Origin of the sequence: Micrococcus sp. HMSC067E09 (assembly GCF_001812555.1) — a bacterium.
Taxonomy (GTDB): domain Bacteria; phylum Actinomycetota; class Actinomycetes; order Actinomycetales; family Micrococcaceae; genus Micrococcus; species Micrococcus lylae.
In genome coordinates this window covers 1-12605 of sequence record NZ_KV809452.1, presented here as the reverse complement: position 1 = coordinate 12605, position 12605 = coordinate 1, and the positions used below count along the sequence as shown (strand labels likewise).

Annotated in this window: 10 protein-coding genes, 1 tRNA gene and 1 other RNA gene; 7 read left to right on the top strand and 5 right to left on the bottom strand. The window is 71.6% G+C overall.

Annotation, left to right across the window (positions count from 1 at the left end; all coding sequences use genetic code 11):
• Positions 1-100: 100 nt before the first annotated feature.
• Positions 101-433, top strand: a complete 333-nt coding sequence (locus tag HMPREF2863_RS09470; RefSeq protein WP_070639701.1) for a hypothetical protein — start codon at positions 101-103, stop codon at positions 431-433.
• Positions 434-534: 101 nt separating this feature from the next.
• Here HMPREF2863_RS09470 and rnpB read toward each other — a convergent pair.
• Positions 535-921, bottom strand: an RNA gene (rnpB, locus tag HMPREF2863_RS09465) — RNase P RNA component class A.
• A 170-nt stretch (positions 922-1091) separates the two neighbouring features.
• Here rnpB and HMPREF2863_RS09460 point away from each other — a divergent pair.
• Positions 1092-2537 carry a glyceraldehyde-3-phosphate dehydrogenase gene (locus tag HMPREF2863_RS09460; RefSeq protein ID WP_070639700.1) on the top strand — a complete coding sequence of 482 codons (1446 nt, stop codon included), beginning with the start codon at positions 1092-1094 and terminating at the stop codon, positions 2535-2537.
• Positions 2538-2684: 147 nt separating this feature from the next.
• On the opposite strand, the gene def is transcribed toward HMPREF2863_RS09460, so the two are convergent.
• Both def and HMPREF2863_RS09450 read right to left on the bottom strand, forming a co-directional pair.
• Positions 2685-3302 carry a peptide deformylase gene (gene def / locus HMPREF2863_RS09455; protein WP_067192025.1) on the bottom strand — a complete coding sequence of 206 codons (618 nt, stop codon included), beginning with the start codon at positions 3300-3302 and terminating at the stop codon, positions 2685-2687.
• Between the two features lie 91 nt (positions 3303-3393).
• Positions 3394-4095, bottom strand: a complete 702-nt coding sequence (locus tag HMPREF2863_RS09450) for a Crp/Fnr family transcriptional regulator (RefSeq protein ID WP_246828873.1) — start codon at positions 4093-4095, stop codon at positions 3394-3396.
• A gap of 166 nt (positions 4096-4261) precedes the next feature.
• Here HMPREF2863_RS09450 and HMPREF2863_RS09445 point away from each other — a divergent pair, with 166 nt between their 5' ends.
• Together HMPREF2863_RS09445 and HMPREF2863_RS09440 are read left to right on the top strand one after the other, a co-directional pair.
• On the top strand, positions 4262-4489 hold the full coding sequence (locus HMPREF2863_RS09445; protein ID WP_036381311.1) for a heavy-metal-associated domain-containing protein: 228 nt from the start codon (positions 4262-4264) through the stop codon (positions 4487-4489).
• A 32-nt stretch (positions 4490-4521) separates the two neighbouring features.
• Complete coding sequence (locus tag HMPREF2863_RS09440; protein WP_371327629.1) at positions 4522-6516, top strand: heavy metal translocating P-type ATPase; 1995 nt, start codon at positions 4522-4524, stop codon at positions 6514-6516.
• 170 nt (positions 6517-6686) lie between these two features.
• Here the strand turns inward: HMPREF2863_RS09440 and HMPREF2863_RS09435 are convergent.
• Positions 6687-6762, bottom strand: a tRNA-His gene (locus tag HMPREF2863_RS09435).
• A gap of 136 nt (positions 6763-6898) precedes the next feature.
• Positions 6899-7537: an oligoribonuclease gene (orn, locus tag HMPREF2863_RS09430; protein WP_070639695.1), complete on the bottom strand. Its 639-nt coding sequence runs from the start codon at positions 7535-7537 to the stop codon at positions 6899-6901.
• Between the two features lie 165 nt (positions 7538-7702).
• Between orn and mptB (HMPREF2863_RS09425) the strand changes: the two genes are divergently transcribed.
• Genes mptB (HMPREF2863_RS09425) through HMPREF2863_RS09415 form a run of 3 tightly spaced genes read left to right on the top strand, consistent with a single transcriptional unit; the run spans position 7703 to position 12530 of the window.
• Complete coding sequence (mptB, locus tag HMPREF2863_RS09425; RefSeq protein WP_067192032.1) at positions 7703-9358, top strand: polyprenol phosphomannose-dependent alpha 1,6 mannosyltransferase MptB; 1656 nt, start codon at positions 7703-7705, stop codon at positions 9356-9358.
• Positions 9355-11160: a polyprenol phosphomannose-dependent alpha 1,6 mannosyltransferase MptB gene (mptB, locus tag HMPREF2863_RS09420; protein ID WP_067192035.1), complete on the top strand. Its 1806-nt coding sequence runs from the start codon at positions 9355-9357 to the stop codon at positions 11158-11160. Before mptB (HMPREF2863_RS09425) ends, mptB (HMPREF2863_RS09420) begins: the two co-directional genes overlap by 4 nt.
• A complete protein-coding gene (locus HMPREF2863_RS09415; protein WP_245232172.1) occupies positions 11157-12530 on the top strand; it encodes a glycosyltransferase family 87 protein in 1374 nt (457 codons plus the stop codon). The genes mptB (HMPREF2863_RS09420) and HMPREF2863_RS09415 overlap by 4 nt, the downstream gene beginning before the upstream one ends.
• Positions 12531-12605 lie beyond the last annotated feature (75 nt).

The window sequence follows — 12605 nt, the reverse complement described above, 5'->3', positions numbered from 1 at the left end:
AGCACTTTTGCTTCGGCCGAGGGCGGCTACGGTGGAGACGGCTCGGAACCGGGTCCGGGCCCATCGCACCGGCGACCGTGCAGCGGAAGAGGAGAAGGACATGCAGGGACTCAGCGTGCTGGCCGTCGACGCCATGGACGTGTTCGGTGTTCTCGCCCCTGCGGCCTTCCTCGTGCTGATCGCCGCCTTCGTGATCGGGGTGCGCTCCTCCGGGACTCGCCGGACGAAGGAGCGCGTCGGCGAGGCCGAGCTGCGCGAGGGCACCTTCACCGGCGCCGAACGGGCCACCCTCGAGTGGCCGCGCAGCCGCCGGAAGCCCACCCTGGCGGAGGTGCTGCGCATCGCAGAGATGTACGGATACCGCCTGACGGACCGGGAGGATGCAGACGACGTCGTGGTCCTGCGCTTCGAAAGGGTCCATGAGGATGACTGAGCCCACCCGGACCCGCACCGACCGCCGCGCACAGGCACAGGGGCGGGGCGGTCGTCGGGACGACGCGGACGGCGGCGGTGCCTCCGGCAGATCAGGGGCGAGGGGACGGACCGGCTGTACGCCGGGTTCTGTTCTGCGCGTCGGTTGCCCTGGAACGCAGCGACGGCCATCTGTCTAGGCCCGCCGTCGCCGACGGGCTCGAGCGGCCAACCCGGACGCTGGGGCGGGCAGCCCTCGTGACGCGTCCTGTTCGGCCTTGCACCGGATGGGGTTTACCGAGCCGGCCCCGTCACCGGGGCCGCTGGTGGTCTCTTACACCACCCTTTCACCCTTACCCCCGCTGCGAGCAGCGGAGGCGGTCTTCTCTCTGTGGCACTGGCCTGCGGGTCGCCCCGAGTGGGTGTTGCCCACCATCCAGCCCTGTGGTGCCCGGACGTTCCTCACCCCGCACCGTGGACGGTGCGGGCCGCGGCCGTCCACCGGTCCGTCCCGAGCCGAGAGTCTACCCGCGTGCGGAGCATCACCCCCGCCCACGCGGCCGTCCCCTGCCCGAGGGCGTCCGCACCCCCTAGAATGAGGCCCGTCCGCAGTCAACGACGACGTGGATCGGGTCCAAGCGCCCGCGCTTGCCCGCACCGGCATCCAAGGAAGGACCACCGTGGCAGACAACGCCTCGACCCAGACTCCCGAGTGGAACACCCAGGAGCAGCTCGCCGAGAAGATGGTGCCGCTGCTCGGCACCCTGTACCGCGACAACAACGTGGTGACCAGCATCTACGGCCGCTCCCTCGTCCACCGCGGCGTCATCGACATCATCAAGGCCCACCGCTACGCCCGCCGCGTGGAGAACGAGCCGCTGTCCGTCGAGGCCACCTACCCGCTGGTCGAGGCCATGGCCGCCATGGACCTGGGCGCGGCCACCGTGGACCTCGCCAAGCTGGCCCGCAAGCAGAAGGAGTCCGGCCAGGACGTCCAGTCCTTCCTCGACGCCGAGTTCGCCGACGTCAAGGGCAAGGGCGGCGAGGGCCTCGGCGAGACCCAGGACGTGGTGCTCTACGGCTTCGGCCGCATCGGACGACTGCTGGCCCGCATCCTCCTGTCCCATGCCGGCGGCGGCTCCAAGCTGCGCCTGCGCGCCATCGTGGTCCGCAAGAACTCGGACGACGACCTGATCAAGCGCGCCTCCCTGCTGCGCCGCGACTCCATCCACGGCCCGTTCGACGGCACCATCGTGGTGGATGAGGACCGCAACGTCATTACCGCCAACGGCACCGAGATCCAGGTCATCTACTCGTCCGACCCGACCACGGTCGACTACACCGTGTACGGCATCAAGGACGCCCTGGTCGTCGACAACACCGGCCGCTGGCGCGACGTCGAGGGGCTGTCCCAGCACCTGCAGGCCACCGGCACCAAGAAGGTCCTGCTCACCGCCCCGGGCAAGGGCGACATGAAGAACATCGTGTTCGGCGTGAACTCGGACACCATCGAGGACGCCGACACCATCGTGTCCGCCGCCTCCTGCACCACCAACGGGATCACCCCGGTGCTCAAGGTCGTCAACGACGAGTACGGCATCGACCACGGCCACGTGGAGACCGTGCACGCCTACACCAACGACCAGAACCTCGTGGACAACTTCCACAAGGGTGCCCGCCGAGGCCGGGCCGCCGGCATGAACATGGTGATCACCGAGACCGGAGCCGCCAAGGCCGTGGCCAAGGCCCTGCCGGAGCTGGCCGGCAAGCTCTCCGGCAACGCCATCCGCGTCCCCACTCCGGACGTGTCCATGGCCATCATAAACCTGGCCCTGGACAGGCCGACCTCGGTGGAGGAGCTGAACTCCCGCCTGCAGCGGGAGTCCCTCACCGGTGAGCTGCGCGGCCAGATCGGCTACGTGGACTCCCCGGAGGTCGTGTCCACCGACTTCGTCGGCTCGGACCGCGCCGGTGTGGTGGACGGCCTCGCCACCCTCGTGAACAACGAGGGCAAGAACGCCATCCTCTACGTCTGGTACGACAACGAGTACGGCTACTCGCACCAGGTGGTCCGCGTCGTCGAGAAGATGGCCGGCCAGGACGTGCCGTCCTTCCCGAAGGCCTGACGCCTGAGCGCCTGAACGGCTGACGCGAAGGCCCCGCCCGTCGTCCCGGGCGGGGCCTTCGTCTGTCTGCGGTGAGTCGTCACCGGCGGAGGGCGGCCTGGAGGAGGCCGGCACCGTCGTCGGGGGAAGGGGGCGACGACGGACGGCTCAGTCCGCCTGTCCGGTCACCTCGTCTGCGTCCACGTCGTCGTGGCCGAAGGGGTCGCGGTCCTCGCCGGGCAGCCAGGTCACGCCCGGGACGTTCATCTTCTCGGCGCGCTGGGTGCGCTTCCACTTCCGGGCCCACCGGCCCCCGAGTCGGTTGACGTAGAGCGTGCCGTTGAGGTGGTCGTACTCGTGCTGCATGATGCGCGCGAACCAGCCGCGGGCCTCGAAGTCGATCGGCTCGCCGTCCACCGTCTGACCGGTCAGGCGCACGTGGTCAGAGCGCTTCAGCGGGTAGGACAGGCCCGGCACGGAGAGGCAGCCCTCGGAGTCCTCGTGGCGGTCCGGCTCCTCCTGCGAGGCCTTGGACAGATAGGTGAGCACCGGGTTGATCACGTGCCCGACGTTCGGGGCGTCGCCGGTGTCGTGGAAGGTCCAGGTGAAGATGCGCAGCCCCACGCCGACCTGCGGGGCGGCCAGGCCGACGCCGCGGGCCGCCTCCTGGGTGACGTACATGTCCTCGATCAGCGTGCGGATCTCGTCGTCGATGACCTCGACCTCGGCGGCGCGCTCGTGCAGGACGGGCTCGCCGTAGACGGTGATGGGACGGATGGAGGGCATGGTGCTTGCGCTTCCCGGCCCGGGGTGCGGGCCTGCGTGGGTCGGAGACGGGGGAGTCCCCAGCCTACCGCCGGGGACACCACCACGGCGGTCATTCCGCGGCGAGGGCCTCCAGCGCATCCGGATCCAGCAGCGTCACCCGCGGGCCCTCGAGGGCGATCAGGCCGTCGTCGGCGAGTCGGCGCAGCCCGCGGCTGAACGCCTCTGGGGTAATGCCCAGCAGCGAGGCGACGTCCTTCTTCGGCGCGGCCAGCACCACGACGAGCTCGGCCTTGTTCCGGGAGGCGGGCAGGCCGAGCAGATGCCCGGCGATCCGCGCGGTGACCGGCTGACGCTCCCGGGCCAGACGTTGTTCGGCCTCGGCCAGGCGAACGGCCAGCGTCCGCATCACCCGTGCGCCGATGCCCGGATGCTCGGCCAGAAGTCGGGTGACCTCGGCATGGGAGAAGGTGCACAGGCGGGTCGCGACCACGGCGCGTGCCCCGTGTCGGGCCGGCTCGCCCGTGAGGAACTCGTGCTCGCCCACGGAGTCCCCCGGCTCGACCATCCGCACCACGCGTTCCCGGCCGGTCGCTGAGCCGAGGGTCAGCGCCAGGCGGCCGCTGTGCACGACGCACAGGCGGTCGGTGCGGTCGCCGGCGAGGTGCAGGGCTTCGCCGGCCTCGAGCACGACCGGCCGCGCCAGGTCCGAGACCCGGCGCAGCTGTTCCAGGTCCAGCCCGGCGAACAGCGGGACCCGTGCCGCGCACGGCTCCGGTTTACCCACAGGGGCGAGGGGAAGGTCGATACGCACGCCATCAGCCTCCCACACGGTGCCTTGACCGTGGTCAAGGCAAGTCCGCCGTCCCCTTCGTAGCGTCAGTGACATCCCCGGAAGGAACGGGGACCCGGACCCGGCACCCGCCCGGTCCGTTCAGCCTCACCGACGGCCGCGCCGGTGACGACCGACTGGAGTGACCATGACCCCCACCACGCACACCCTGCTCCGCGCCGAGGGCTTCAGCTGCCCCTCGTGCGTCCGGAAGATCGAGAAGGCCCTCGACGCCCTGCCCGGCGTGACCGGCGCGCAGGTCCACTTCGAGACCCAGCGCATCGAGGTCGACCACGACCCGCAGACCACCACTGCCCAGGACCTCGTCGAGGCCGTCGCCAAGGTCGGCTACACCGCCCGGCCGTCGGCCTTCTGACACCGCCCCGCCCCCGACGAACGGAGTCCGCCATGTCCATCCCCGCCGTCACACGTCCGGGCCGCCCTCGTGCCCGGTTCACGTTGTCCCGCCGCTGGCAGCGCCCCGTGGTGGCCGGCCTGCTGATCGCCGTCTCGCTCGTGCTGGCGCCCGAGCAGCTGGCCCACGGGACCGGACAGCTCGTGGCGGCGGGCCTGATGCTCGCCGCCGCCGTCGTGGCCGGCCTGCCGATCGCGCGCGACGCGATCGCCGCCCTGCGGGTGAAGACCGTCGGCATCGACCTGCTCGTCGCCACCGCCGCGATCGGCGCGTCTCTGCTCGGCAATTTCTGGGAGGCCGCCGCCGTGACCTTCCTCTTCGCCCTCGGCCACGGCCTCGAGGACGCGACCCTGTCTCAGACTCGCTCGGCGCTCGCGGACCTCGTGTCCACGGCGCCCGAGAACGCCGTCGTCGTGGACGCAGACGGGACGCAGCGCACCGTGCCCGCCCACGAGGTGGTCCCCGGCGCGACCGTCCTCGTCAAGGCCGGCGCCCGGGTGCCCGTGGACGGCGTGGTGCTCACCGGGGCCGGCGCCGTGGACGAGGCATCCATCACGGGCGAGTCCATCCCGGCGGAGAAGTCCGACGGCGACACCGTGTACGCGGGCACCGTGGCCACGGCAGGCCTGCTGCAGGTGGAGGCGCGGGGCGTGGGCGCCGACACCACGCTGGCGCGCATCATCCACCGCGTCGAGGCGGCCCAGGAGGCCCGCGCTCGGACCCAGCGGTTCATGGACCGCTTCTCCCGCTGGTACACCCCGGCGATCATGGTGCTGGCCTTCGCGACCGGTCTGATCACGCGGGACGTCCCCCTGGCCCTGACCCTGCTGGTCATCGGCTGCCCGGGCGCCCTCGTGATCTCCATCCCGGTCGCGATTGTGGCGGGGATCGGCCGCGGCGCCAAGGACGGCGTGCTCATCAAGGGAGGGGAGTTCCTCGAGCGCTCCGCGAAGGTCGACGCCGTCGCCGTCGACAAGACCGGCACCCTCACCTCGGGCACCCCCGAGCTGACAGACGTCGTCGCGTTCGAGCCCGGGGCCGAGGACGAGGTGCTGCGCTGGACCGCACGGCTCGAGGCGGCCTCGGACCACCCGCTGGCCGCGCCGGTCGTCGCGGCGGGCCGGGACCGCGGCCTGCTGGACGGCTCGCTGGCCACCGATGTGGACGTCGTCCTCGGCCGCGGGCTCACCGGAGAGGTGGACGGCCGCGTCGTCGCCGTGGGCAACGTGGCGCTGCTGCGCGAGCGCGGCGTGGACCCGGCCGCGGTTGACCGGGTCGAGACCGTCGCGGCCGAGCTGGCGGAGGCGGGCCGGACCCCGGCGGCGGTCGTCGTCGACGGTGTCCCGCTCGGCGTCCTCGGCGTCGCAGACACCGTCCGGCCCGAAGCCGCGGGCATGATCCGGGCGCTGCACGGCATCGGCGTCCGCGAGGTCGTGATGCTGACCGGCGACCAGCCCGGCGTCGCGCAGGCCGTGGCCCGGCAGGTGGGCGTCGACCACGTGCGGGCGGGCCTGCTGCCCCAGGACAAGCTCGAGGCGATCGAGGCCCTGCAGGCCGAGGGCCGCGTCGTCGCGATGGTCGGTGACGGCGTCAACGACGCCCCGGCCCTGGCGACGGCGGACATCGGCGTGGCCATGGGCGCGGCCGGCTCCGGTGTGGCCATCGAGACCGCGGACATCGCCCTGATGGGCGACCGGCTCGAGCGGCTGCCGCAGGCCCTCAATCTGGCTCGGCGCACGGTGCGGGTGATGCGGCAGAACATCGCGATCTCCCTCGTGACCGTCGCGGCCCTGCTGGCCGGCGTCTTCGCCGGCGGCGTCACGATGGCCGTCGGCATGCTCGTGCACGAGGCGTCCGTGCTGCTGGTCATCGTGAACGCGATGCGCCTGCTGCGGCGCCGTGATCAGCCCAGGTCCACGACCTCGACCTTGAGCAGGTCGGCGCCCGTGGCGACCGGCGCCGGGCGGCCGCCCCGCTCGGCGGCGTGAGCGGCGGGCAGGCGCCCGTCCCGCCAGCGCTCGGTCACCGGCCGCCTCGATGCCCGGCCACGCGGGACCGGGCCGGCCCCACGAGCACCCGACGGCGCGCAGGGGCACCGCAGCCCGCTCGGGCAGACGAGGAAGGCCCCGGAATCCGCAGGATTCCGGGGCCTTCCGCATGGGGTGAGCGACGGGGATTGAACCCGCGACCTTCTGGACCACAACCAGACGCTCTGCCGACTGAGCTACGCCCACCATGCGTCCCCGAGCGGTGGAGCGCTCGGAGCAGCGCGTTCAACTATACACACACTCGGCAGCCGGTCATGACCATTCCGCGGGTGACACCGCTCACGCATCGATGCGGCGCCAGGTGCGGGGCCGCCGTCTCCGGTCAGGTGCCGGCCTGGCCTTCCCGGGTGACCTCGCGGGAGATCCGGTGGGCCTCGTCGGTGCTCGGCCCGGGCGGGGCGGCCATCACGGCGCGGCGGTAGTAGCGCAGCTCCTGGATGGAGTCGCGGATGTCCCCGAGGGCACGGTGGCCGCCGGTCTTCGCCGGAGCCTGGTAGTAGGCGCTGGGGTACCAGCGGCGGGCCAGCTCCTTGACGGTGGAGACGTCCACGATCCGGTAGTGCAGGTGCTCCACGACCTTCGGCATGGAGGCGGAGAGGAACAGCTTGTCCTGGCCCACCGAGTTGCCGGCGAGCAGGGCCTTGCGCGGCTCCGGCACGCGGGCGGTGATGTACTCCAGCACCTGCGCCGCGGCGTCCTCGAGGGCGAGGCCGGAGTCGAACTCGCGGATGAGCCCCGAGGTGGTGTGCATGTCTCGCACGAACGGGTCCATCTGCGCCAAGGCCTCGGCCGAGGGTCGGATCACGAGGTCGATCCCCTCGTCCAGGATGTTCAGCTCGGAGTCCGTGATCAGCACCGCGACCTCCACGAGGTCGTCGACCACCGGATCCAGGCCGGTCATCTCGCAGTCGATCCAGACCAGCGGGGCGTGGGCGTAGGCGTTCTTCGTCGTCTCGGTCACGGCTCACACCCTACTCTTGCCGCCACCGTCTCCGTGGGAGTCCAGCGTGCTCGAGGGGGCCTCGATGGTAGATTCGTGCCCCGTAGACGCCCGACCCGGACTGCCGGTGGGAACGGGACCCACGTGAGCCCCGCCGCAGGGGTGCCCCGGAGGAGGAGCCGCCACATGAACGTGCCGACGCCGCCCGCGCGCGACGCGAACGCGCCGGAGTATGTGGGCATCGGCGGGTTCCGCGTCGATCCGAAGGTGGGCGGCTGGACCGCGACCCCGCTCGTCGCGGGCACGCTCGGCTCCCTGCTGCTGGTGCTGGGGTCGTTCTCCGTCGGCTGGCTCGCCTCCACCTCCCCGATCAACCGCTGGCAGTGGCTCATCCCGTACCGCACGCAGGAGAGCGGGGTCATGCTCGGCACCGTCCTGCTCACCCTCGGCTGCTGGGTGATGTTCTGGGCCTGGCTGCGGCTGGGCCAGGTGACCCGGCCGTTCGGCCACGGAGCGCTCAGGACGGTGAACGTCGCCACGGTCCTGTGGTGCCTGCCGCAGCTGCTGGCGCTGCCGATCTTCAGCCGTGACATCTTCGCCTATGTGGGGCAGGGGCGGCTCATGGTCGCCGGCCAGGACCCCTACACCGACGGCATCTCCTCCCTCTCCAACTGGTTCCAGCTGGGCACGGACGCCACCTGGGCCAACGACGGCACCCCCTACGGTCCCGTGTTCCTCTGGATCGAGGAGGCGGTCGTGGCCGCGACCGGCCCGGACAACCCGGACCTGGCGATCTTCCTCTTCCGCCTCGCCGCCGTCGCCGGTGTGGTGCTGATCCTCGTCTTCGTCCCCCTGCTGTGCCGAGAGCGTCAGGTCAACGGGGCCTGGGCCGTATGGATCACGGCGGCCAATCCGCTGTTCACGATCTCCTTCGTCGCCTCCGGCCACAACGACGCCCTGATGGTGGGCCTGGCCCTGGCCGGAACCTACTGTGCGCTGCGCGCCGGTAGGCCGCGGCCCGCCGAGGGGCCGGTCATCTCGGCCGCCTGGGGAGTCGGGGCCGTCGTGCTGACCACACTGTCGATCGGCATCAAGCCGATCACCATGGTGCTCCTGCCGTTCATCGCCCTGCTCTGGGCCGGTCCGGCGGCCGGCTGGATACGGCGCTTCGTGATGTGGGGCATCACCGCGGCCCTGGCCTTCGGCATCATGGTCGTCGTCGGCCGGCTGAACGGCTTCGGCTTCGGGTGGCTCGAGGTCATGCTCGGCACCGGCACGGGCACCGTCCCGTGGTCGCCGATCGGCATCCTCAACGACATCACCCAGGGCGTGTTCGGCCTGATGGACTGGGACACCTCCGGTGTGGAGGACACCTACAAGCGGGTGGGCCGCATCATCTCGGTGATCGTCGTTGTGATCCTCATGTTCGTCGGCCGGCAGGACCGGGCCATGGAGCGCATGACGTGGGCCTTCACCGCCCTGGTGGTGTTCTCGCCCATCATCCAGCCCTGGTACCTGCTCTGGCTGCTCCCGTTCTTCGCCGTGATCGGCCTGAGGGACAACTGGCAGATCAAGTGGGTCGTCTTCACCGTGGGCTACTTCCTGGCCTTCGGCGCCTCGGACCAGCTGTTCACCTGGCAGTTCCTGGACATCGCCCAGGACGTCGAGCACCTCTCCCTGCTGGTCTCGGTGATCTGCCTGGGGTGGATCCTCGTGGTCGACCGCAAGACGTCACGCTTCGTGAAGGACGACTGGCACGTGCGCCCGGCGCTGGCGGCCCTGTTCGGCAGCCGATCCGCCGAGCCGCACGAGGTGCAGGGTCGTTCGGGCGACGAACGATGACCTCTGCGCAGCACCCCGGCCCGGTCGGCACGTCCCCGCGGGCCGGCGGCCGGCAGGCACCCGCGCACGAGCCCCCGGCCGGAGGGCTCGGCAGGACGTTGCACCGGCTGCGTCGCCGCCTCTGCCGGCTGGCGGTGGTGGGCTGGTTCCTGCCGTCCCACGACCGTGACCCCTACGCCGCGCTGCGTCAGGGCGTGCTCGCCTCGGTGCTCGTGGTGATCGGCTCCCTCGGCGTGGGATGGATGCCCTCCGTGCCCGCGTCGTTCCTCGCCCGGGTGCGCTCCTTCCAGCTCGTCCGGCTGGACCTGTCCACGGCGCTGCCGTTCGCCCTGGTCCTCGCCGTGGGCTGTCTGCTGCTCGTGCGGTCCTGGCTGCGGCTGGGCCAGCAGGTGTCAGGGTGCTGGGCCACCCACGGGATCGCCGTCCGCCGGGCGGTCTGGTGGTGGACGGTCCCGCTGCTGGTCTGCGTGCCGATCTTCTCGCGGGACGTGTTCTCCTACATCCAGCAGGGTCGGATGGTCTCCGCGGGGCTGGACCCGTACACCGAGGGCGTCTCCCAGCTGCCCGGCTGGTTCATGTACGGCGCGGACTCCATCTGGGCGGAGTCGCCGAGCCCCTACGGGCCGCTGTTCCTCGGCATGGCCGAGGCCATCTGGCGCCTCAGCGCCGGCATCCCGGAGGTCGCGGTCCTCCTGTACCGCACCATCGCCGTGGCCGGGCTGGCACTGTGCCTCTGGGCCGTGCCGCGCCTGGCCGAGGCGGCCGGACGGAACCCGGACTGGGCGGTGTGGCTCGTGGTGGCCAACCCCCTCTTCCTGCTGTACATGGTCGCCGGCGTCCACAACGACGCCCTGATGATCGGCCTCATGCTCGCCGGATTCGTGCTGCTGGTGCGCGAGCCCCGCCGCCGTCTCCCCGCCCTCGCAGGGATCCTGCTCATCGTGCTGTCCGTCGCCATCAAGCCGCTCACGGCGCTCGTGCTGCCCTTCGCGGCCCTGCTGCTGCCGGCCGGCTGGAGGCCTTTCCGGGACGGAACCGGCCTGAGCCTGCGCCGCCGCATCGGCCCCTGGCTCACCACCGGTGCCGCCGCCCTGGCCGTCCTCGCGACGATCGGCGCGGCCACCGGCCTGGGCTTCGGGTGGGTCCAGGCGATGCTCACCAGCGGCGACGCCGCCTTCCCGTATGCGCCCTTCGGACTGCTCGGCCTCGGCTTCGGCGCGCTCGTGGACGTGGTCACCGCCGTGCCCGCCCGGCAGGCCGCCGGCTGGTTCTACACCGCAGGAACGGCGGCGACGCTGGCCTACACGGCCTGGTGTGCCCTGCGTCCCCGCGCCGCCGACCCCATCGCCACCTCCGCCTCGGTGCTGCTCGTGGCCATCGTGCTGGCCCCGATCGTCCAGCCCTGGTACCTGCTCTGGGTGCTGCCCCTGGCGGCCTGCGCGCTGCCGGGACGCAACAACCACCCGCGCTGGCTCGGCTGGGTGAACATCGCCCTGGTCCTCGCCCTCACCGCCGTGGGGGCGGTGGACCAGCTCGCTGTGGCGAACTGGGTGCCGCTGACCGTGGTGCGCCTCTGTACGGCGGTGCTCTGCCTGGCCATGATCGTGTGGCTGGTCTGGCTCGACCCGCACACGCGACGGCTCTTCCCGGGCCGCCGCCGGCAGGCCGAGCTGATCGAACCCGAGGCAGAGCCCACCCCGGCGCACCGCGCCGCCGACGTCGTCCGCCTCGCCCCCGCGATAGCCTCGAACCGGACCGACTCCGGTCCCGCTTCCCGTCCCCTCCCCAGGAGTCCCCAGTGAGCCATTCCGTCGCCGGACAGACCGCCCCGCGGTCGAAGTGGATCGCCATGCTGGTCGGTCTCACGCTGCTGGCCGCCGTCGCGGCGTTCCTGTCCAAACAGTGGTGCCGCCTGAACGGCTGGGGCGTGCCGGATGTGCACCTGCACATGTGCTACTCGGACTTCGCTCAGCTGTACCCCACGCGCGGCCTCGCCGACGGCTACTTCCCGTTCTACACGCCGCTGCCTGAGGACCAGTGGATGGAGTACCCGGCGCTGCTGGCGGTCGTCGCGGGGGTGACGAGCTGGCTCGTGCCGGCAGACGGCTCCGTGGCCGAGCGCACGGTCACCTACTTCGACGTCAACGCGCTCGGGGTGGTGCTGTGCTGGATCGTCGTCGTGGTCGCCACGGCCTTCACCGCAGGCCACCGCTCCAAGGACGCCCTCCTGGTGGCCCTCGCCCCGGGCATCGTGCTGACCTCGATGCTCAACTGGGACCTCTGGGCGGTCATGCTCGCCGCCCTGGCCCTGTGGACCTGGTCGAACGGCCGCACCGTGCTCTCCGGCGTGCTGCTGGGCCTCGGCGCGGCGATGAAGCTCTACCCGCTGTTCTTCCTCGGCGCGATCCTCGTCCTGGCGATCCGCACCCTGAAGCTCGGGAGGTTCTTCACCACCCTCGCCGTGGGCGTGCTCACCTGGCTGGCCGTGAACGTCCCGTTCATGCTCACCGCCTTCGACCAGTGGTCCCGCTTCTACACGTTCTCCGGCGACCGGCCCGTCTCGTTCTCCTCCCTGTGGCTCGCCTTCACCTGGACCGGCTGGTCCGGCGAGACCTTCTCCCTGATCTCCAACGGCCTGTTCGCCCTCTGCTGCGCCGGCGTGGCCTACCTGGGCCTGTCCAGCCGCCACCGTCCGCGGATGGCCCAGCTGTGCCTGCTGATCGTGGCCTCGTTCATCCTGCTCGGCAAGGTGTACTCGCCGCAGTTCGTGATGTGGCTGATCCCGCTCGTCGTGCTCGCCAGCCCGCGCTGGAAGACCTTCTGGGTCTGGCAGGCGATCGAGGTCTACCACTGGGGCGGCGTCTGGATGGAGTCGGCCCGCATCACCTCCTCCGGCGCCTTCGGCCAGGACGCGCTGTGGATCCCGCTCTGGTACGGCTCCGGCATCGTCCTGCACATGGCCGCGGTCATCTGGATCTGCGTGACCGTGGTCAAGGACATCCTCGACCCCGAGCGAGACCCGGTGCGTGCCGGGCTCGCCCCGGACGCCGGGGACGGCCGCTACGCGGACCCGGGCGACGGCGTCTTCGCCGACCACCCGGACCGCTTCCTGCTCCCGCCTGCCGGTCGCGGCCCCGTCCGCACGGAACGCCGGGAGCCCGCGGTGCGCTGACGGGCGGAGGCGCCCACGGGGCCACGCCCACACGCTTCACGACGGCGGTGGCCCACCTCCTGGAGGAGGTGGGCC